This is a genomic window from Sphaerisporangium sp. NPDC049002 (genome assembly GCF_040649355.1).
GTDB lineage: Bacteria > Actinomycetota > Actinomycetes > Streptosporangiales > Streptosporangiaceae > Sphaerisporangium.
The window spans coordinates 1-19,195 of sequence record NZ_JBEZFH010000005.1 but is presented as its reverse complement, the minus strand read 5'-3'; the positions used below and the strand labels follow the sequence as shown (position 1 = coordinate 19,195).

18 protein-coding genes are annotated in these 19,195 nt (G+C 69.7%); 9 read left to right on the top strand and 9 right to left on the bottom strand.

Annotation, left to right across the window (positions count from 1 at the left end; translation table 11 throughout):
- Window positions 1–34: 34 nt before the first annotated feature.
- Entirely contained in the window at window positions 35–1,300 is a 1,266-nt protein-coding gene (locus tag AB0B89_RS02120; RefSeq protein ID WP_358546810.1) for an acyltransferase, read from the top strand.
- On the opposite strand, the gene AB0B89_RS02115 is transcribed toward AB0B89_RS02120, so the two are convergent.
- A complete protein-coding gene (locus tag AB0B89_RS02115) occupies window positions 1,258–2,406 on the bottom strand; it encodes a hypothetical protein (RefSeq protein ID WP_358546807.1) in 1,149 nt (382 codons plus the stop codon). The genes AB0B89_RS02120 and AB0B89_RS02115 overlap by 43 nt on opposite strands.
- Window positions 2,403–2,927, bottom strand: coding sequence for a SigE family RNA polymerase sigma factor (locus tag AB0B89_RS02110; RefSeq protein ID WP_358546804.1), 525 nt, complete (start codon window positions 2,925–2,927; stop codon window positions 2,403–2,405). Before AB0B89_RS02110 ends, AB0B89_RS02115 begins: the two co-directional genes overlap by 4 nt.
- A gap of 207 nt (window positions 2,928–3,134) precedes the next feature.
- Here AB0B89_RS02110 and AB0B89_RS02105 point away from each other — a divergent pair, with 207 nt between their 5' ends.
- From AB0B89_RS02105 to AB0B89_RS02095, 3 genes are all read left to right on the top strand, one after another.
- Window positions 3,135–3,278: a hypothetical protein gene (locus AB0B89_RS02105; RefSeq protein ID WP_358546801.1), complete on the top strand. Its 144-nt coding sequence runs from the start codon at window positions 3,135–3,137 to the stop codon at window positions 3,276–3,278.
- Window positions 3,279–3,391: 113 nt separating this feature from the next.
- The gene (locus tag AB0B89_RS02100; protein WP_358546798.1) at window positions 3,392–4,660 is read left to right on the top strand and encodes a DUF2157 domain-containing protein; all 1,269 of its coding nucleotides are present in this window, start codon (window positions 3,392–3,394) and stop codon (window positions 4,658–4,660) included.
- Window positions 4,657–5,139 (top strand): GDYXXLXY domain-containing protein, encoded by a 483-nt coding sequence (locus tag AB0B89_RS02095; protein ID WP_358546796.1) that lies wholly within the window; start codon window positions 4,657–4,659, stop codon window positions 5,137–5,139. The genes AB0B89_RS02100 and AB0B89_RS02095 overlap by 4 nt, the downstream gene beginning before the upstream one ends.
- 93 nt (window positions 5,140–5,232) lie before the next feature.
- Here the strand turns inward: AB0B89_RS02095 and AB0B89_RS02090 are convergent, their stop codons facing one another.
- Entirely contained in the window at window positions 5,233–5,463 is a 231-nt protein-coding gene (locus AB0B89_RS02090; protein WP_358546794.1) for a DUF397 domain-containing protein, read from the bottom strand.
- Between the two features lie 339 nt (window positions 5,464–5,802).
- On the opposite strand from AB0B89_RS02090, the gene AB0B89_RS02085 reads away from it, so the two are divergent.
- On the top strand, window positions 5,803–5,973 hold the full coding sequence (locus tag AB0B89_RS02085) for a hypothetical protein (protein ID WP_358546792.1): 171 nt from the start codon (window positions 5,803–5,805) through the stop codon (window positions 5,971–5,973).
- Between the two features lie 212 nt (window positions 5,974–6,185).
- The gene (locus AB0B89_RS02080) at window positions 6,186–6,395 is read left to right on the top strand and encodes a hypothetical protein (protein ID WP_358546789.1); all 210 of its coding nucleotides are present in this window, start codon (window positions 6,186–6,188) and stop codon (window positions 6,393–6,395) included.
- A gap of 95 nt (window positions 6,396–6,490) precedes the next feature.
- Here AB0B89_RS02080 and AB0B89_RS02075 read toward each other — a convergent pair whose 3' ends face one another.
- The gene (locus AB0B89_RS02075; RefSeq protein WP_358546787.1) at window positions 6,491–7,204 is read right to left on the bottom strand and encodes a polysaccharide deacetylase family protein; all 714 of its coding nucleotides are present in this window, start codon (window positions 7,202–7,204) and stop codon (window positions 6,491–6,493) included.
- A gap of 83 nt (window positions 7,205–7,287) precedes the next feature.
- Window positions 7,288–9,237 (bottom strand): glycosyltransferase family 2 protein, encoded by a 1,950-nt coding sequence (locus AB0B89_RS02070; protein WP_358546784.1) that lies wholly within the window; start codon window positions 9,235–9,237, stop codon window positions 7,288–7,290.
- Between the two features lie 208 nt (window positions 9,238–9,445).
- Between AB0B89_RS02070 and AB0B89_RS02065 the strand changes: the two genes are divergently transcribed.
- Both AB0B89_RS02065 and AB0B89_RS02060 read left to right on the top strand, forming a co-directional pair.
- Entirely contained in the window at window positions 9,446–10,819 is a 1,374-nt protein-coding gene (locus tag AB0B89_RS02065; RefSeq protein ID WP_358546781.1) for a CDP-alcohol phosphatidyltransferase family protein, read from the top strand.
- 2 nt (window positions 10,820–10,821) lie between these two features.
- On the top strand, window positions 10,822–11,865 hold the full coding sequence (locus AB0B89_RS02060; protein ID WP_358546778.1) for a sulfotransferase: 1,044 nt from the start codon (window positions 10,822–10,824) through the stop codon (window positions 11,863–11,865).
- Window positions 11,866–11,967: 102 nt separating this feature from the next.
- Here AB0B89_RS02060 and AB0B89_RS02055 read toward each other — a convergent pair whose 3' ends face one another.
- The 4 genes from AB0B89_RS02055 to AB0B89_RS02040 form a co-directional block, all read right to left on the bottom strand.
- Entirely contained in the window at window positions 11,968–13,053 is a 1,086-nt protein-coding gene (locus tag AB0B89_RS02055; protein WP_358546775.1) for a glycosyltransferase, read from the bottom strand.
- Entirely contained in the window at window positions 13,050–15,734 is a 2,685-nt protein-coding gene (locus AB0B89_RS02050) for a CDP-glycerol glycerophosphotransferase family protein (RefSeq protein WP_358546773.1), read from the bottom strand. Before AB0B89_RS02050 ends, AB0B89_RS02055 begins: the two co-directional genes overlap by 4 nt.
- A gap of 253 nt (window positions 15,735–15,987) precedes the next feature.
- A complete protein-coding gene (locus AB0B89_RS02045) occupies window positions 15,988–16,947 on the bottom strand; it encodes an SRPBCC domain-containing protein (protein WP_358546770.1) in 960 nt (319 codons plus the stop codon).
- 145 nt (window positions 16,948–17,092) lie between these two features.
- Window positions 17,093–17,644: an ATP-binding protein gene (locus tag AB0B89_RS02040; protein ID WP_358546767.1), complete on the bottom strand. Its 552-nt coding sequence runs from the start codon at window positions 17,642–17,644 to the stop codon at window positions 17,093–17,095.
- Window positions 17,645–17,929: 285 nt separating this feature from the next.
- Here AB0B89_RS02040 and AB0B89_RS02035 point away from each other — a divergent pair, with 285 nt between their 5' ends.
- On the top strand, window positions 17,930–19,132 hold the full coding sequence (locus AB0B89_RS02035; protein ID WP_358546764.1) for a hypothetical protein: 1,203 nt from the start codon (window positions 17,930–17,932) through the stop codon (window positions 19,130–19,132).
- Window positions 19,133–19,195: the final 63 nt, after the last annotated feature.

Below are 19,195 nucleotides of genomic sequence, written 5' to 3'. Positions count from 1 at the left end.
GTTTGCCCGGCCTCGGGCCGGTAAGTTTTGTCGAATGCTTATGGCTCAGCCGCGTACCGAGACGGCGCCCGCTTCCGTTGATTCTCCGGGGCACAGGCTGGCCTGGCTCGACGCGATTCGCGGTGTGGCCTCGACGGCCGTGTTGCTTGAGCACATGTTCTACCGGTTCCTGCCGGGGCTGCGGCCTCACTGGTTCAACCTTGGCATGTACGGCGTTCTCGTGTTCTTCCTGGTCAGTGGCTACATCATTCCCGCGTCGCTGGAGCGGCGGGGTGATGTGCGCTCGTTCTGGGCCGGCAGGTTCTTCCGGCTCTATCCGCTCTACTTCCTGGTCATCGGGCTCGTGCTGGTGATGCTCCCGCTGGTGCCGCTGCGCCCGGCGGTCGTGCCCGATCTGCCCACGGCTGCCGCGCACGCCACCATGCTCGTCGACGTGGTCGGCTCCGCCGGTGTCGCCGACACCATGTGGACGCTCTCGTACGAGATGGTCTTCTACCTCCTGATCACGGCACTGTTCGTCGGGGGCCTCCACCGGCGCAGCGGGGTCTGGGCCGTGGCGTTCGCCGTCGCCGCGCTCGTCGTCGGGCTGGTGCTGGCGGCCCCCGTCCTCGCGCGCGGCCCGGCCGCCTTCGTCGCTCTCGGCGTCGTGGTCGCCGGGCTGGCGTGCGTGGTCACCGGCTCCGGCAGGGCGCGCACGGCCGGCGCGCTGCTCATCGGCGGCCTGGCCGTGACGCTCCTGCTCCTCGGCAGCCGTACGCCCTGGCTGGGCGCCGCGATCCTCGCGGTGATGTTCACCGGTACGGTGATCCACCGCTGGGAGCGCGGACAGGTCTCCGGCCTCCGTACGGTCGCGGTGGTGACCGTCCTGCTGGCCGTCATCCCCTTCTTCGCCTTCACGTACGGCTGGTGGTCCTACCCCCGCGTGTGGATCACCACGCTGGTGATGGCCGGGGTGACCTTCGCGCTCGGCATGGCCCTGCGGCGTCGTACGGTGCCGCGCGTGCTGGTCTGGCTGGGCATGATCAGCTACTCGGTCTACCTGTTGCACCATCCGCTGCTGAAGCTCTTCGTCACCCTGTTCGGTGACCCCCGCGAGCGGCCGATGGCCGCCCAGGCCCTGCTCGCCGTCGCGTTCGTCGCCGTGGTGCTGTGCTGTAGCTGGCTGAGCTACCGCCTCGTCGAACGCCCCATGCAGCACCTGGGCCGCCGCCTGACCCGCTCCCTGCCGGCCACCCGCTGCTATGACGCGGCCGGCCTTCAGAAGTCGGGGATCACGACGTCACCGGACCAGGCGCGGTAGGAGTAGGTGGCCAGCTTCCGGACCTGGCCCGTGGTGACGTCGACCGCGTACGTCGTCTCGCCCAGGGTCGGCGTATCGCCCTCCCGGCCCTTCAGCGACCAGTCGTAGATCGAGGCCGCGACCGACACTTCCGTGGGGCTGTGCCATCCGCCCACCAGCCAAGGCCTGAAGTCCTTGGGCGCGCCCCGGAACTTCGCCGTGGTCAGGGTTTTTCCCGTCGTCGCGTCGACGGTGACGATCGTGTCGTCCGGTCGGTCCTCGTCGTCGCCGTCCTTGGGCGATTTGCCGCGGGTCATGTAGGCCACCGTCCGCCCGTCGGGCGCCAGCGCGCTCAGCGTCGTGGAAGTGCCCGCCGCGGTGAAGGGACGTACCTTCCCCTCGGCCAGCAGGCCGAACTGGAAACCCTCGTCGGCCACGACGACCGGCGTGCCACCGCTGGGCACCCTTTGCGCATGCCATCCTTCGGGGATCGGGGTGGTCTGTCCGCTCTCCACGTCGACGACCACGTTCGGCCAGCCCACACCGTTCAGGCCGAGGAAGCGGCCGTCGGGTGACAGCCGCAGCAGCCCGCCTCCGGACACCATCGTCGTCCTGCTCACGGTCTGCGGGGTCAGCCAGATCCGGCCGCTCGCCAGGTCTCGTACGGCGAACTTCTGGTCCTTGTCGCTGTAGTACGCGATCCTCCGGCCATCCGGTGTGATCGCCAACGGAGCGGCGGCGTTCATATAGTTCTCGCTGCTCTGCTCGGTGTAGACGCCCAGTGCCTCCGGCATCCTGAAGCTCTGGCCGGTCCGCGTCACCACCCGCCACTGGACGCACTCCTTGCCCGCGAAGCCGGTGCTCTGCCCGCACCAGTCGTAGTAAGCGTGACTCAGCGGGTCCACCCCCGCGGCGGGCAGCACGTCGGTGACCTTGGTGCTGATCGTGTTCCGGTCTGGACCGCCGGTCAGTACGGTCGCGCTCAGCGCCACGGCGACCAGCGCCGTCAGCGCCGAGCCGAAGGCGCCCGCCCGCCGGCGTCGCGCCCCACGCACCGCGCGGTCGGCCAGGGCGACCGTGGGAGCCTCGGCGGCGAGGAGTTCGAGTTCGTCGCGGATTCCGGTCATCGGGCGACCTCCTGGGGTACGACGTCGTGGAGCAGATGGGCCAGTTCGGGGGCGAGGACGCGCAGCCGTCCCAGGGCGTGGTTGGTCTGGCTCTTGACCGTGCCCGGGGAGCAGCCGAGCAGGTCGGCGGTCTCGTCGACGGTGCGGTCCTCGTAGAAGCGCAACACCAGGACGGCGCGCTGGCGGGGCGTCAGCCGCAGGAGGGCCTGACGCAGCGCGAGGCGGTGCAGGCTTTCGTCGCCGAGATCGCGGCCGTGTTCGGGAGGGTGTGCGATGGGCACCTCCACGGTCCCGCGCAGCCGCCTGTACCAGGAGATGTGCTGGTTGATCAGGGCTCTGCGGACGTACGCCTCCGGATTGCCGTCCTTTACGAGCCGGGGCCAGTGCCTCGCGGTCCGCATGAGCGCGGTCTGCAGCAGGTCCTCGGCCCGGCTGGCGTCCCCGGTGAGCAGGTAGGCGCTGCGCATCAGCGACTGCTGGCGGCTGCCAACGAACTCCTTGAAACCCTCATATCTATCCATGCGTCTCCTTTCGCCTGTATCAACGCAAGGAGAGCTGGCCGGGTTGGAACCTCAGAGGTCTTGGCATGCAGCCGCTGCTGAACGGACGTACGTCCCGGAGTCGAGGGCGGGGACAGATCTCCGGCCTCCGTACGGTCGCGGCGGTCACCCGTCCATCCGCTGCCGAAGCTCTTCGTCACCCTGTTCGGTGACCCCCGCGATCGGCCGATGGCCGTCCAGGCCCTGCTCGCCGTCGCGTTCGTCGCCGTGGTGCTGTGCTGTAGCTGGCTGAGCTACCGCCTCGTCGAACGCCCCATGCAGCACCTGGGCCGCCGCCTGACCCGCTCCCTGCCGGCCACCCGCTCGCCCTGAGGTGAAGGCACTTCCGGAGTTGAGTACGGATGCTCATACTCTAAGCTCCTCTGTCACGCCAAACTGGGGCAATCGGCCGCATCGGGCCGGGGGATGACAGGAGGCAACGCGGGATGGAATCGATCCGGCAGGTTCCGGCACGCCGCCTGGCGTGGCTGCACGGGGAACTGGCCCGGTGGCAGGCGGAGGGGATCATCGACGCCGACACGGCGCGGCGCATCGGGGGCCGTTACGCCGTCGGCCGGCGCTTGAGCCTCGAACGGCTCGTGCTGGTGCTCGGTGGCGGCTTTCTCGGCGTCGGGCTCATCTGGCTCGTGTCCGCGAATCTCGACCAGCTCCCGCCCTTGGCCCGCCTCGCCGGGATCGTCCTGGTCTGGATCGGCTCGGCGGTCATCGGGGAGGTCCTGTCGCATCCGGCAGGGAAGCAGGCGGCCAGGCTGGTCACGGTCCTTGCCGGTGGTGGAGTGATCTTCCAGACGGCGCAGAGCCTCCAGGTTCCCGCGTACACCTCCGTCCTCCTCGGTGTGTGGGCCGCGGGCACGCTGGCCTACGCGTACGCGACCGGTGCGGCGGGCCCGCTCGTCGCGGCGCTGGTGATCGGGGCCACCTGGTACGGCTGGCTCGTCGGGGAGCAGGCGGACGGCGCGGCGGCCGTTTCGATGTCCCTGCTGTTCGCAGGCGCGGTCGCGTTGTCGGCCGCGGTCCTGCACGAGCGGGCTCGGCCACCGGCTCCCGCACCATCGGCCGTACATCCCGTATCCGCACCATCGGCCGGGCACCTGGAATCCGCACCGCCGGGCCGGCCGTCCGGCTCGGCCTCCTCCGGAGTACGGATCAGGTTCGCGGCGCCGTGGCGGCTGGCCGGGGTGGTGCTGGCGCTCTGTGGGCTGTTCGTCGCGGCTTTCCCCGGTGTGGGGCGGGACGAGCTGTTCGGCTCGGCGGCGCTCTGGGCCGGGCTGGCCTTGGCGGCGGTCGCCGTGGGCGCCGCGCTCGTCCTGGGTGACGCGAACGGCCGCCGCGAGGTGCTCGCCGTGGGCATCATGACCGGGCTCGCACTGCTGCTGGTGGTGTGGTCGCCCGGTGGCGACTACGGGTACTCGGGCGGGTTCACCGCCGGGCAGACGGCGCGGGCGGTGGTGGGCACCCTGGTCTACATCCTGGCGGCGAGTTGGTTCGCCGTCGCCGCGGCCCGGCGTGACCTGTCGTACCTCGTCTTCCTCGCGACGGCCGCCCTCGTGGTCTTCGTCACGGCGCAGAGCTTCGCCGTGTTCCAGCCCCTGTTCACCGGGGCCGCGCTCTTCCTGGTCCTCGGGGTGGTCTTGATCCTCACCGGAACGCTGGCCTTCTACGGGCGTCGCCGCCTGATGGAGGCGACCCGATGAACCGCCGTCTCCTGCTTTCGCGCCCGGTGCTGGTGGCCGCCGCGCTGCTCCTGCAGGCCGTGTTGCTCGTGGTGGCGGTCGCCCCTCGGCTCTCGGCCAGGCTGACCGGCACGGAATACCGCCTGGCCGCGGGACCCCTCGACCCGGTCGATCCCTTCCGGGGGGCGTACGTGGGGTTGGTCTACCCGGGGCTGCCGACCGCCGACGGCCAGGAGGCGGGAGCGGCGTTCGTGCCGCTCGTCCCCGACGGCGGCCTGTGGAAGGGCGCCGGAATCGTACGGCAACGCCCGGCCGCCCAGCCGTACCTGGCGTGCCAGACGTGGGGGTACGGGTCGCTGTCCTGCGGGATCGACAGCCTGTTCCTCCCGCAGGACGAGGCCCAGCACCTCCAGGACGACCTGACGGGCGACCGGGCGGCGGCCGTAGTCAAGATCGACCGCAGAGGTAACGCCGCCGTCATCGGGGTCGTGCCCCGTTAGACCCGTCACGCTCAGGGCCGGGACTCGTATGCGCGTAGGGCCCCCGATCAGTCTCGGGGGCCCTACTTCGCCCGATCACCGGCCGATCGGCGATCAGTCGTCGAACTCCCCGTCCTGGACGCCCAGCACGAAGGCGTGCCACTCGGCGGCCGTGTATCTGAGCACCGTGCCGTTGGGGTCGGACGGGTTGCGGAGCGCGACCGCGCCGCCGGGCAGGTACGCGATCTCTATGCGGTCTTCAGAACTGCTCCCCGGGGCGCTGAGCCAGGTCACATCCGAGATGTCGAGCGCGTACAGCTCGGCCTTTTCGTGCACACCGCTCATGTTCCTTCTTTCGAATCGACTCGGACCGTCATTGGAGTTGAACGCGACCACTAAAATGCTTGGCGACAACATTAGCAGCCGCCGTCCCTGTAATGTCTACGTCTAATCCAACTCGACGGCAATTCAGCACTATGGTAACCCTGACCTGGGGTGATGCAACCCCTGAAGGCGCGGATGGACACGTCCGCGGCCCGACCGCCAGGCAGCGGTCGCCCGCACGCTTCTTGCGGCCGCCGGTTCGTCTGGTTTGTGGCTGTCATTCCCGTCGGATCGTTTCCACGAGAATGAACGCGCATCCCTGGGGTGGAGAATGCGCGGTCCCTGGGAAAGTGAAATACAATGGCGAACCGCTCCACCCTCTCGGATCAATTTCAACTTCGTCGCGAAAGCGTCCGCCGCCGCCGTCTCGGCCGCTGCGCTTGTAGCATCGCCATCGGCGGCCGCACCATCCTCACCGCCGGCACCACCGAGGACACGGCATCCCGTGTCTCGGCCATGAGCACCACCTGAGACACCGCCCCCAAACACCACCGGCACGACCTGGGACTCGGCCCTGGCCGACACCCTGGCGCGACGATGGGATTCCGCCCCGGCAGGCACGAACGGCACCACCTGGGACTGAATGAGGACGATAGATAATGCTGGTCGAATTAACGATGCACACCACGCCGTCACACCCAGCGGGTAAGTCACCGATCGACGGCATCCGCATATTGGCCCTGTTGCCCGATCAATGGCGCAAGGACCTCACACAGGCCAACGGAGAGATCACCATCCGCGTGGAGACCGGCGACGACGCCACCCCCGCGCAGATCAAGGAAACCGTCAACGAAGCCCTCGCCGACCCGGCCATCAGCCACTGGCGCCTCCACACCTGCCACCCCCTTCCCACCGACTCCGCTCCCGGCGAGCCCAGCGAAGACATTCCCTGATCAGCCTCAGGTCAGTTCGCGTGAGTCTGCTGATCATCCCGGCGCAGGCTCCGGGGCGGGCTTTGGAGAGTGGGCGGGGCCGTAAGTCGCCTATCTCAGTTCCAGCCGCCGATGGGGTAGGTCTCGCCCGCGTTGAGTTGTCTGCCGCGGCGGAGGGACTTCACCGGGACGACGTGGTAGCCCCGCTTCTCCAGTGTGGTCAGGATCTTGGGCATGGCCTTGACGGTCTCGGGCCAGATGTCGTGCATGAGGACGACGCGGTCGCGCTTGGCGAGGCCGAGGACCTTCTTGGTGATGGCGGCGGTGTCGCGCAGTTCCCAGTCGCGCGAGGAGCCGTCCCAGACGATCTGCGACAGGCCCAGCTCGGCCGCGATGGATCTCACGCGGTCGTCGGTGTCGCCGAACGGCGGGCGCATGATGTCGGGCTCCTTGCCGGTGGCCCGGCGGATGGCGTCCTGGGTCCGGACGATCTCGTCCCGTACCTCGTCGTCGGAAAGGGAGGTCAGGTGCGGATGAGTGTACGTGTGGCCGCCGATCTCGTGGCCCTCGCGCGCCATTCTGCGCGCGGTTTTCCGAAACTTCGCGACGCGCCGGCCGACCAGGAAGAACGTGACTTTCGTACGGTGCTCGCGCAGGAGGTCGAGCAGCTTTCCGGTGTACGGGCCCGGGCCGTCGTCGAAGGTGAGGGCGATGCACTTGACCTTCGCGCAGTTGACGGCACCCTTGGACGCACTGTCGTCGGCGGATGCGGGCGGTGCCGCCGCCAGGGCCACGGTGGCCGCGAGCACGATCGGAATCCATCGCCGCATCGAGTTTTCTCCATTTCCGTCAGCGCCGCGCCACCTTATCCCACCCCCCGAACAGACGGAAAATCTCGCAGTATAGGTATCGATCAGACAATTGATTGGCGTTCCGCGGGGAAGATCGTCGCGTTGGTGCGCGGGTTCCGTACGCGGATGGCGAGCTCGTCGGCGGCGGCCCGGCGCAGGGCGATCTCCTGGTCGGCGACGACGTGGCGGGGCCGGGGCTTGGTGCCGGTCAGGGTGACCGCGATCGGCTCACGCAGCGCGCTGCCCATGACGTGCGCCCGCCACTCGGACTGCCGACCGGTGGTGCTCCGTTTCAGCGCGGCTAAGGGAACGCGGGCCACGAACGACGCCGGCCCGTCGCCCCGTACGAGCGCGTGGTGGCTCGTGAGGCCGCCCGGCCGGGGCGTCAGGCACAGCCGGCCGTCGTCGCCGAGTTGGACGGACCCCTCCAGCGAGAGCTCCAGGGACTCCCCGGCGAGGCGATGGCCGGTCAGGAGGGCCACGGACGGGCCGACGGTGATCCGCAGCGTCTTCTGGTCGGACCAGTGAGGCCGGGCCCACACCCCCTGCTCGATCTGCATGCTCACCAGGCCCCGTGCCTTGATGTGGGCCGGTGGGCCGAGCTCGGCCCGATGGAAGACGCCGTGGTTCTGGACCCACAGCTCCACCGTCCAGGTGGCCGGTGACGACGCCCGCCTGAGATGGAGCCGGCGCGGATCGACGGTGAGCCGGTAGCGGCCCCGGGCCCCGAGGACGACGCCCAGGGGCAGCCGGCGGCGGGCGTCCTTCTGCACCAGCCAGGCGACCAGCTGCTGGTCGCGCCGCCGGGTGGCGCGCAGGTGCAGGACGCGGGCACGGCCGGACAGGACCAGCTTGCCCGCCCGCCAGGCCACCGCGCGCACCTCCTGTTCGAGCGCGAGGTCGTCGCGCATGCGGTAGACCTCGCGCGGCACGGCGTACCTGGGGTCGTCCAGGAAGGGAAGCCGCCCGTAGTGGCGGAGCCCGTGCCGCACGGCCGGCGCGTGCTCGTCGGTGGCGGTCCTCTCGAAGGTGACCGTTTCGAGCAGCTCGGGAAGCATCCGGCGCCCGGCGAGATGCCACTGGAGGCGTCTGATCGCGGTGAGGTGGTCGGTCGACGCCCGGTGGACCTGGCCGAGGTAGGCGGCCGTGAGATCGAGGAAGCGCTCCTGGAACGGCTCGTCGGCGCGGTCGAGGAGGTGCATGAAGATCCGCAGGTCGGAGTCGAGCGCAACGCGGTCCCACTCGCGCAGGTGCCTGCGCGACCCGTGCTCCTCAAGGAACCGGCGTACGGACGCGACGGCCGAGAAGCGGTCCTCCATGCTCTTGATGTTCACCCGGTTGCGGGTGATGGAGCTCGCGTGACGACGCCAGACGTACACGGGGGCGGCCAGCACGTCCACCTTCGCGGCGAGGAAGTGCGCGGGGATGGCGACCTGGATGTCCTCGTAGAGGACGCCTTCGGGGAACCGCAGGCCGTGCAGGTCCCAGAAGGAGCGGCGCCACAGCTTGTTGGTCACCAGCCGGTCGTACAGCAGGACGGGCCTGCGGGTGACATGGGTCCCGGCCGCCGACCCGCGGAAAATGGGGCGGTGCATCGGCGACCGCCTCCTGCCACGGGAGGTGAGCACGTCGACGTTGCCCGTCGCGAAGTCCGACCCGGTCGCGCGCAGGCTCGCGACGAGATACTCAAGGGCGTACTCGGGGAGCAGGTCGTCACTGTCGACGAAGGCGAGGAACTCGCCGGAGGCGTGGCCGACGCCGGTGTTCCGCGCGCCGCCCAAGCCCATGTTCGGCTGGCTGACCAGCCGGAACCGGGAGTCGCGTGCGGCGAACCGCGCGGCGATGGCGGCGCTGGCGTCCGGGGAGCCGTCGTCGACCATGATGACTTCCAGGTCGCGCCAGGTCTGCGACGCCAGCGAGTCGAGGCACGCGGCGAGGTAAGGCTCCACCTTGTAGATCGGGACGATGACGCTCAGCTCCGTCAAATGCGCCTTCCTGCGCGTCGAGGTCATGGTCACTACGATATGTGGTCGGCAGTGTACACAGCGTGGTTGGAAGGCGTGTTGCGTGTTGCGCGGGCGACCGGCGGCTCGCCTTCGTGCGCCCGGAGGTCAAGGCGTGTGGATCAGTCGCCAGGGGCGGTCAAGAAAGCATCTAGAGATCTCATGTTAGTTACAGAGGGTGAGTTTTAGGTGGCTTCACGTGGCCATGCTGGCTGTCATGAGGTCCTATTCGCTGGATGACGTCCGGGCGACGCGCAAACGCCGAGACTCATGGTGGACGGTGTTCATGGTCGACCCGGTGGCATGCCGGGTGGCACTGTTCGTAGCGAATCGCACCGAGATCACCCCGAACGCCCTTACCCGCTTCTCGCTGGTACTCGGCATGGCCTCCGCGGCCTGTTTCGCGGCCAATCGCCTCGTGCTGGGTGCGGTGCTGTTCTACGTCAGCTTCATGATCGATTGTGTGGACGGCAAGATCGCCCGCCTCAAGGGCACCGGCACCCCGTTCGGCCTCTGGCTCGACTACGTCGGCGACCGGATCCGCGTCATCTGCTGCGCCTTCGGCATCGCCTACGGTCAGTACGCCGCGACCGGACGGCTCGCCTATGTGCTGCTCGGCGCCGGGATCGCCATCCTCGACCTGTTCCGTTACGTCAACGCTCCGCAGATGAAGCGGGTGCGCCAGACGGTGAAGCTCCGCAGGCGCATCGCGCGCCGCGAGGAGCTGGCGGCGGTGCGCGACGCCATGGCCGTCGAGTCGCTGGACCAGGGCCCGGGGTACGACATGACCTACAGCTCCTCGGCTCCCGATCTTCCCGACCACGCGTACGGCCCGTACGAGGGGTACGGGTCCTACGAGCCCTACGACCAGATGGCCTCGCCGTACGAGCCGGCGGTGTACGAGATCGCCGAACGCGACGCCCGCTCGCGTGAGATGGGCGACGAGGACCCCGGCGCCCGCGAGTACGTCCGCCGCGACGGCTCACGCGAGCCGGGCCTCCACGTCGCCGCGTCCCACGACGGCTCGTACGGCCCGGGCGACCGTGACGGTTCGTACGACCCGGGCGACCGTGAGCCGGATGCCGGGTCACCCGCGCCGGATGGTCACGCGCCGGGGCTCCAGGGGATAGCGGCTCATGGCGCCACGATCCCCCGGCAGGCGTCCGTCCCCGGCGACTCACTGACCTCCACCCAGCCCATCTCCCCCGGGGCGCTCTCCCATGCCCCGCCCTCACCGCGCCGCGCGCCGTACGACCAGGAGCGGGCGCCCCTGCCGGAGGGGGAGGCCCCGGTCGCGATGAGCGCGCGTGAGCGCCTGATCGAGTGCCTCGCGCGGCACCGGGTGCGCACCCATCTGATGAGCGGCATCGAGTTCCACGCGGCCGTGTTCGTGGTCGCGCCTCTGCTCGGGTCCTCGGCGCTGCTTCCGGTCACGACCGGCGCCGGCGCCCTGCTCGTCCTCAACGAGATCTTCCTCGTCTACCGCATGTGGCTCTCCACCCGTGCGCTCGCGGGGCAGGACGGGCTCATGGAGCCGGACCAGGACGACCAGCGGCACGTGCGGACCGACCCGTTCTTCACGGGGGTGTAGAGATGAGTCCCGACAGGCCGATCTTCGTCATCGGATGTCCGCGTTCCGGCACCACGTTGCTGCAGCTCATGCTGCACTCGCACGAGCGCGTCGCGGTGCCGCCGGAGACCCGTTTCCTGCTCTCGGCGTACTTCCGCCGCCGCCTCTACGGGGACATGCGCGACGCCGAGAACCGGCGCAGGCTGGCCGAGTGGATCGCCACCGACAAGGCCACCAAGTTCCGCCAGCTGGGCATCGACCGCGCGACGTACGTGCGCAGGGCCGTCGAGGGCCCCGGGTCGCTGGGGTCGGTGACCGGAGAGGCCTTCCGGGCGTACGCCGAGCGGTTCGGCAAGCCGCGCTGGGGGGACAAGCGGCCCTGCTACGTCAAGCACGTCGACGCCCTGCTCCGGCTCTTCCCCGACGCCCAGTTCGTCAACATGATCAGGGACGGGCGCGACTGCGTGGCCTCGCTGAAGGAGATGCCCTGGTTCAGGCTCGACGTCTTCCATGCGGTCGCCATCTGGTCGGAGTCGGTCGACCACGGGCGGCGCTGCGCCGAGCGGCTGCCGGCGGGCAGCTATTACGAGATGCGCTACGAGGACCTGACCGCCGACCCCGAGACGGAGCTCACCAAGCTGTGCGCGTTCATCGGGGAGGACTTCGATCCCGCGATGTGCGAGCCACGGAAGGTGGCAGGGATGGCGGTGCCCGCGTACAAGGTGTGGCACAACAACACGCACAGGGAGGTCACCAGGGCGAGCGTGGGCGGCTGGGCCACCCGGCTCGAACCCTGGGAGATCGCGCTCTGCGACCAGGTGCTGGGAAGCCGTCTCCGGGCGCACGGTTACGAGACGGCCGGCTCCAAGGCATCCGCCCAGCAACTGCTGGCCTACCGCAAGACGGCCGCCCGGCGCAGGCTGTCCCGGTACAAGCAGCAGGGCGGTGACTGGGTCAACCGCCTGCGCGAGCCCGGCCCCCTGCCTGCCATGCTCACCTCCGGGCAGATCTCGCTCGCGCGGGTTCCGAGGCCGCGCAGCGCGTCCCAGGAGCTCATCAGGGGATAGCACCCCTGATGCGCGCGGGGAATGCCGCTCCGGCACACACGCCGATCAACTCCGGCACACACGCGCGGTTCTCGCGAACGGGCGGGCCGATCAACGGGCGGGTCAGCGGCGGGTCCGGGCGAACAGGTCCTCCCAGCGGTCCAGCACCCTGTCGAGCCGGAACGACTCCGCGTGGACCCGGCCCGCCGCTCCGAGCCGCCGTCGCCTGGCCGGATCCGCCATCAGCCCGCTCAGCGCGCCGGTGAACGCGTCTACGTCCGCGGGCGGCACGAGCACGCCGGTCGTGCCGTCCATGACCAGCGACCGCACGCCCCCCGAGACGTCGAAGGCGACCGTCGGCATGCCGTACGAGGCCGCCTCGCCCACGACCAGCGGGAACCCCTCGTGCTCGCTGGAGAGCCCGAGGATCGAGCCGTTGAGGTACTCCTGGCCGATCTCCGAGGCCGGGACCCGCCCGCGGAACACCACACGCTCGGCTACCCCGACGGAGGCGGCGTGCGAGCGCAGGCGGGACAGCTCGGGCCCGTCGCCGATCAGGTGCAGCTCCCACTGGGACCGGGTGCGGGCGGCGCGGGCGAAGGCCGTGATCAGCCGGTCGAAGCGCTTGACCGCGGCCAGGCGGCCGACCCCCAGCACTCGCGGCACGTCGAGGAAGGACGTCTTCTCCGGCCACGCACGCAGCGGGTTGGGCAGGTCCGCGGTGTTCGGCAGCAGCGCCTCCTCGGCGAACCGCCCGGCGTCGTCGGGGCTCAGGAACACGGCCTGCCCGAGGTCCCCGTAGTCCCGGCGTACGGACGCGAAGTGAGAGGTCCCGCGCGCGTGGTCGAACGAGCCGTGGTACTGCCCGATGGAGCGCAGCCGGGGCGGCAGCAGGTCGGCGATCCACGACACCACGCCGGGGGAGGTCAGCACCGCGTACCCCGGTCCGAGCGAGGACAGCAACCGCGAGAAGCGCCGCCGCACCACCCGGCGCCGGCCCTCGCCGAGAGGGCGCTTCTGCACCACGTGGTGCTCGTACAGGGGCCGCTCGACGTACCGGAACGGGTCGGGAGCCTCGTGCAGGCCGACCACGTGCACCTCATGGCCGCGCAGGGCGAGTCCCTGGGCGACCGTGTGGGTCACCTGCTGGATGCCGCCGAGCGTGTCGGCGTCCATGCAGGCGAACACGACCGTGTTCGCAGTGTTCACGGGCGGGCTCCGAAGCCGCGGAAGAAGGCGTCCACCACCCGTGGGGCGGCCTTGCCCGTCTCCTCCGAGCAGAACAGGCCGGCGAAGTCCGCGTACCGCTCCGCGTACTCCGCGGTGACGGCGGGCAGCCCGCGCAGCGCCGCGACCAGCTCGGATGTGGTCGCGAGTACGGGCCCTGGGGCGATCTCGCGCAGGTCGTAGTTCAGCCCGCGCTCCACCCGGACGTACTCCTCGTAGTCGTCGGCGTAGAGCAGGATCGGCCGCCCGGTGCAGGCGTAGTCGCAGATGATCGACGAGTAGTCGCTGAGGAGCGCGTCCGAGGCCAGGATGAGATCGTTCACCTCGGGGTACGACCCGGCGGGCCGTACGAAGTGCCGCATCCGCTCGGGCACCTTGAACCGCTCGGCCGGATGGGTGCGGAGCACCACCACCCACTCGTCCGCGAGTGCCCCCGCGAGCGCGTCGAGGTCCGCCCGTACCGACGTCCCGCTCCGCTTCGACCGGTCACGGTACGTCGGCGCGTACAGGAGGATCTTGCGGTCCTCGGGGATCTCCAGCGCCTCGCGCACCCGGGGCCCGGCGGCCGGGTCGCCGTTGACCAGGACGTCGCAGCGCGGCGAGCCGAAGCCGAGCACGGTGCCGGTGTACCCGTTCGACGGTACGAAGACCCGCTCGAACTCCGGGCCGGGGGACACCAGAGCGTCCCACCGCGACACGGCGGAGCGCCACTGCTCGCGGGGGCCGGGGAAGTCGCCGCGCAGGTCGGGGGAGTCGAAGCCGACCGTCTTGAGCGTCTGCCCGTGCCAGGTCTGCAGGTAGCGGGTCCCCTTCGGCTTGGGGAAGTCGAGCGGGAAGCCGTGCGTGTCCACCCAGTAGCCCGCGCGGGCCATCACCCAGATGTACCGCCAGCTCATCCGCTGTACGAGGGGCACGTCGGACGGGAAGTGCGTACGTTCTCCGCGTACCGACCAGCACACCTCAAGCGGCAGCCCGCGCCGGCGGATCTCCTCGTGGATGTACTTGGGGTTGCCGGTGTAGCCCGCGCCGATGTCGGACTCGAAGAGCGCGAGGTCGCGGCGGCGCGGCACCACGTGGATCAGGTGCCGGTACACCCACAGCTTCAGGCCGGCGCGGCCGACCAGCGTGCGCAGGGAGCGCAGCCGCGCCGCCCGGCGCAGCGGCCTGGCGGGGCGCCAGGAGACGCGCAGGAACGCGCTGTCGCCCTCGGGGCCCACCGTGACCTCGTGCCGGCCCGCCGTGAGCACCAGCGGAGGCGCGGTGGGATCGACGAGCAGCCGGTCGCTCGTCCGGTGCCCGTCCGAACGGGTGAACGCGATCCGCACGTCCCGCCAGCCGTCGAACCCCAGCCTGCCGAGCCGCGCCTCCGCGAGGTCCATCTCCACCTGCGTGAGGTAGCTGCCGTCCGCCTGCCGTCGCGGCTCCAGCCGTACGCTCATGCCCTTGACGGTCAGGTCTGCCACGGTCTTCCAGCGGCGGAGCACCGCGAACGGGTCGTAGGTGCGCACGGTCAGCGACACGACCGTCCCCTCGCACGACATCTCGGCGATCTCGTGCCGGATCCTGGACGCGGTGAACGGCAGCTCGGCCAGGCGCAGGCCGGTGATCTCCAGGCCGGGGTCGGCGCGCGGGCCCCAGTACGTCCGGCCGTCAACCCGCATGGCGTGGCGCGGCGCGGCCTTGGGTCCGGTCAGCGAACGGGCCGCCACCACCAGGTCCTCTGGCCGGTCGGTGCGGATGAGGTGGCAGCACACCCGGGTCATCGGCTCGGCCCTGCCCAGCACTCCGGGCTCCAGCTCGTCGAGGTACGGGCGCACCACCGACGCGAACTCCTTGATCCAGACCGTGGTGTGGCGCGGCAGCTTGTTGAGGTAGACGCGCAGGTCCTGGACGAGGAACCGCTGCTGCCTGTCGCCGACCAGGTCAGAGCAGCCGTTGTCCCGCAGGATCGCGTCGCTGATCTGCGCCGCCCGCACCCGGTGCCGGATGTTGTCCAGCTCCTGGATAGAGAGCGAGATGGAGGTCGCGTCGACCGCGCGGCGCCAGTGGTACACCACCCACGGCACGACGGCGAAGCGCCGGGCGGCGCAGAACAGGGCGGCCGTGAAGACGTGGTCCTCGTAGTGGATGTTCTCGGCGAAGCGCAGGCCGTGCTCGCGCAGGAACGCGGTGCGGTAGAGCTTGTTGGTGGCGAACCCGTCGAGGAACAGGCGCGGCTCGCTGCGGATGCCCTCGACCACCCTGCGCGGCCGGTAGAGGGACGGGTAGTACCGCTGGGTGCGTCCGGTCGCCTCGAACAGCCGCGAGATCTGCCCGGCGGCGAAGTCCACGCCGGTCCTTTCGACCTCGTTGAGCAGGCTCTTGCAGGCGTGCCTGGTCAGCTCGTCGTCGCTGTCGAGGAACATGATGTATGGAGCGCGGGCCGCGTCCAGCCCGGTGTTGCGCGGCGCCCCGCACCCCCCGCTGTTGGTCTGCCTGCGGATGTACCTGACGCGCGGGTCGCCGAACTGGGCGAGCACGCGGGCGGTGTCGTCGGTGCTCGCGTCGTCCACGACGATGACTTCGAGGTTGTGGAGGGACTGGTTCAGTACGGACGTGATGGCGCGCGGCAGCCGGGCGGAATCATTGAACGTGATGAGCACAACGCTGACGTCCGGCTGCATGCTTCATCCCCCGAGTCGGCATTGACGCTGACTCGGGTATGCCCAGACAGATACTCATGCCGCCGGTCTCGGGCGAGTGCTGACCTCCTCTTGCCCGACTTTTGCGCTTATCGCCGAGGCCAGGGGTGATATCACCACCCGAATCACTTATCGCCAACCCCGCCCGTACGGCCGCAGGCGCGTCAGGACGCGTCGTCCCGGTGCCTACCGGCGAGCCGTCCGCTCGGGGTGACCGGCGATTCGTCCCCGGTGCTCACCGGCGAGCCAGGATACGCCGTACCAGCCAGGCGATGAGGATCACGAGGGAGACGCCGGCGACCGCCGGTGCGGCCCGCTTGAGCACCGGAATACCGGCGATCTTCAGCAGGTCGAGCGCCTCCTCCTCGGCGGTCAGCGACGTGCGCGCCGTCCCTGCGGGATGGGCCTCCCGCCCGGCGGCCTCCTCGGCGTACGGCGCGTCGTAGGAGTCCGGCACCGCCGTCAGATGCCGCGCGCCCTGCGCGGGCTCCACGGACTGGGCCGCCGGCACGGACTGGGCCGCCGGCGCGGACTGGGCCGCCGGTACGGGCTCAGCCGTCGGCACGGCCTCTATGGGCCGCGGCTCGTCCACGGGTTCGCCGGTGGGGATCGGCTCGACGATCTCCGGTGGGGTGCGCTCGCCCAGCGGACTGGAGACAGGCTGGTTGAAGGGGGTGGCGGCGGGCTCCGCCGACAAGGGAGGGACGCCACCCTCGGACACGGCGGTCGGGGACAATTCCTCGGGCGCCTCGCGGAGCAACGTGGCGAGGTTGGCGGCGAACCGGTTGATGAGCTTGGCTCCGGCCTCGGCCATCACCCCGCGCCCGAACTGCGCCGGACGTCCGGTCACGGTGAACGAGGTGTCGACCTTGACCTTGGTCTGCGTACCCTCCGCGACCAGCGCCGCGCTGACGACCGCGCCGGCGGTACCGGTGCCGCGCGCCTCCTTGCCCGACGCCTTGAGGCGCAACGCGTGCGCGTCCTTGTCGACCGACGTGAAGGACGCCTCACCCCGGTAGGTCACCGTGATGGAACCCACCTTGACCTTCATCCGGCCGGTCAGGACGTCGCCGTCCACGGTGTCGAGGGTCACGCCCGGCAGGCAGGGAGCCACCCGCTCGACATCGAGAAGCACCGACCACGCCTGCTCGATCGGCACGGGGACCGTGAACTCATGCTCGAACCGCATCGCCATCGATCCGCTCCTCTTCCAGGGTGAACGGCCCGCCGCGTGCACGGCAGGACAGCCCATGTCGCTCTTGCGCCATTATGACCACTCAAGGTGCCGTCGCTACTTTCGTACCCCTCTCCCCAGGGTCATGCGAATCCCTTACGGGGGTTCACCGAACTTCAGGGGTCGATCCGCTGGTCATGATGATCGCCGCCCGGGGCGCGGTCTCGGCGAACAGCGCCCACACGAGATGCCCGGTGGCCGGATTGCCCCGGTAACCCACCCGCGAGGCCAGCCTCGCGACCGCGTCGAGCCCACGGCCATGCTCACGGAGCACCTCGTCCACAACGCCGTCCGTCGGAACTTCCCCCGGAAGGTTCTTGATGTCGGGCACCCCGCCGCCCCCCAGGTCGTACACACCGACGCGCACGCTTCGGGACCGGCGGGTCACCTCGACGACGAAGTAGCCGCCCGGCCTGCCCGAGCGGCTGTGAAACAGCGAATTGTTGATCAGTTCGGCGGTGGCGAACTCGGTGTCGTCCACCCATCGGGTCCCGGCCAGCAGGCAGCGTACGAAGGCACGGGCCTTGGGCGCCTCCTCGGCGAGCCCAGTGAAGGCCCGGCGCCACACCATCCTCCCGCTGGGAACGACGCAGTCGCCGGGGGCGATCTCTGACCGGGCGTGGGAGCCGGTAGCGATGTCGATGATGGGATCGGCCATGGCGGCCACCTCCTTGCCGTGATCGCGGGACCACCCCGCGCCGAGGAGTACTTTCGCCCGGCCTCGAAGCGGTCCCCATCCCCGCGCCACCCTGCGGGAGGACACCTGCCGTCAATCGTGGGACCTGGTCACCCTCGTTTCAGAGACCCGTCAACGACCCTTGCGCCCAACCTGCTTTGACTCCACGAATCTCCGAATCCGTAACCACATGCCTACGTTGAGCGACTAAGATGCCGAACAAATGACGAACTGGCGTTCGGATCAGCCTTGATCGAAGGGGCGGACATGACCGAGGGGCATCGCGTCCTGCTCACCTGCCGGAAGCGTAGTGAGGCCCTGCGGGCCATGGGGTTCACCTACGATCAGGTCGCCGACGTGCTCAGTCTCGATCTTGATGACAGCCCGTTGCTGTTGCACCGCTATGCCCATGGGCTGACGGCCGCTCAGGTGGTAGCGGCGTTCAACGATCTGGACCCCGCCGGTACGGCCTCGATGCGCACCGCTCGTTTGTACGACCTGGAGGGGTGGCCGGAGGGCAGGCGTCGTCCTTCGCCGCGGGTGCTCGACCTGCTCGCCCGGATCTACCAGACGACGGCGCGTCGTCTGGTGACCGACCAGATCTACAGCTCCTACGGCTCGTACGAACGTGAGTTGATCGACGCGGCCGATTATCGTCACCTTGATCCCTGTCAGCACAGCAGCCTCAGGGGTGCCATGCCCGAGATATCCCGTGCGAGCATGGAATCGACCGCTGGAGTCTGGCCGGTGCGGACCTTCGTCGCGACGTCTGGGGTACGGCCCGGCGAGTGTGCCGCCCTGTTCCGCGCCCTCACCGCCGAGGAGGCCGACGTGAAGCGACGCGAACTGCTCTTCGATCTTGCCTTGGCCCTCGGCGGCGTCCCCGCCCTTCGCCTGCTGCGCCACCTCACCCCCGACGAGGAGGTACGGCTCGCGCAAGCCGTACAGGGTTCGGGCCGCGTGGACGCCCAGACGGTAACCACCATCGAAAAGCTGATCGCCCACTGCTGGCAGCTTGATGAGGCGTACGGGCCGGCCAAGCTGTTGCCCGTTGTCAACGCTCAGCGTGACCTGGTGGCTCAGCTTCTACGCCAGAACACTCTCATGCCCGCCCTCCGTGACCGCGTCATCGCCGCCTACTGGGCGCTGAGTCACCTCGGCGGTTGGCTGCGCTACGACATCCTCGACTACGCGGGAGCCGTTCATTGGTACCAGCAAGGGTTGGAAGCAGCTCACGAGCTGAAAGATCCGACACTCCTGGCCCACATCCATGACTGCCTGGCGAACACCCTTGGCTACCAGGGCAAGCCGACCGTGGCTCTCGACCATGCTCACGCCGCGCAGGCCTGGGCGAAGGAGAGCCCCAGTCGACTGCAGCAAGCCGCGTCCTGCCTTGCGTTCTCTCGGGCATTGACCGACGCGGGGAGGGGCGAGGATGGGTCACGTCCAGCGGAGTGGTGTATGAGTTGATCTCTGCGTGATCCTGTTTCTGCAGGTTAAGCGGTTAGTGTCTGCGGCTTCGGGTTTTGCTGG

Bases quoted from the DNA above. Each gene is read 5' to 3' on its own strand.
- AB0B89_RS02060 (WP_358546778.1), top strand. From the start codon at position 10,822: ATGAGTCCCGACAGGCCGATCTTCGTCATCGGATGTCCGCGTTCCGGC.
- AB0B89_RS02090 (WP_358546794.1), bottom strand. From the start codon at position 5,463: ATGAGCGGTGTGCACGAAAAGGCCGAGCTGTACGCGCTCGACATCTCG.
- AB0B89_RS02050 (WP_358546773.1), bottom strand. From the start codon at position 15,734: ATGCAGCCGGACGTCAGCGTTGTGCTCATCACGTTCAATGATTCCGCC.
- AB0B89_RS02035 (WP_358546764.1), top strand. From the start codon at position 17,930: ATGACCGAGGGGCATCGCGTCCTGCTCACCTGCCGGAAGCGTAGTGAG.
- AB0B89_RS02085 (WP_358546792.1), top strand. From the start codon at position 5,803: ATGGCGAACCGCTCCACCCTCTCGGATCAATTTCAACTTCGTCGCGAA.
- AB0B89_RS02105 (WP_358546801.1), top strand. From the start codon at position 3,135: ATGGCCGTCCAGGCCCTGCTCGCCGTCGCGTTCGTCGCCGTGGTGCTG.
- AB0B89_RS02095 (WP_358546796.1), top strand. From the start codon at position 4,657: ATGAACCGCCGTCTCCTGCTTTCGCGCCCGGTGCTGGTGGCCGCCGCG.
- AB0B89_RS02070 (WP_358546784.1), bottom strand. From the start codon at position 9,237: ATGACCTCGACGCGCAGGAAGGCGCATTTGACGGAGCTGAGCGTCATC.
- AB0B89_RS02045 (WP_358546770.1), bottom strand. From the start codon at position 16,947: ATGGCGATGCGGTTCGAGCATGAGTTCACGGTCCCCGTGCCGATCGAG.
- AB0B89_RS02075 (WP_358546787.1), bottom strand. From the start codon at position 7,204: ATGCGGCGATGGATTCCGATCGTGCTCGCGGCCACCGTGGCCCTGGCG.
- AB0B89_RS02110 (WP_358546804.1), bottom strand. From the start codon at position 2,927: ATGGATAGATATGAGGGTTTCAAGGAGTTCGTTGGCAGCCGCCAGCAG.
- AB0B89_RS02100 (WP_358546798.1), top strand. From the start codon at position 3,392: ATGGAATCGATCCGGCAGGTTCCGGCACGCCGCCTGGCGTGGCTGCAC.
- AB0B89_RS02040 (WP_358546767.1), bottom strand. From the start codon at position 17,644: ATGGCCGATCCCATCATCGACATCGCTACCGGCTCCCACGCCCGGTCA.
- AB0B89_RS02120 (WP_358546810.1), top strand. From the start codon at position 35: ATGCTTATGGCTCAGCCGCGTACCGAGACGGCGCCCGCTTCCGTTGAT.
- AB0B89_RS02115 (WP_358546807.1), bottom strand. From the start codon at position 2,406: ATGACCGGAATCCGCGACGAACTCGAACTCCTCGCCGCCGAGGCTCCC.
- AB0B89_RS02065 (WP_358546781.1), top strand. From the start codon at position 9,446: ATGAGGTCCTATTCGCTGGATGACGTCCGGGCGACGCGCAAACGCCGA.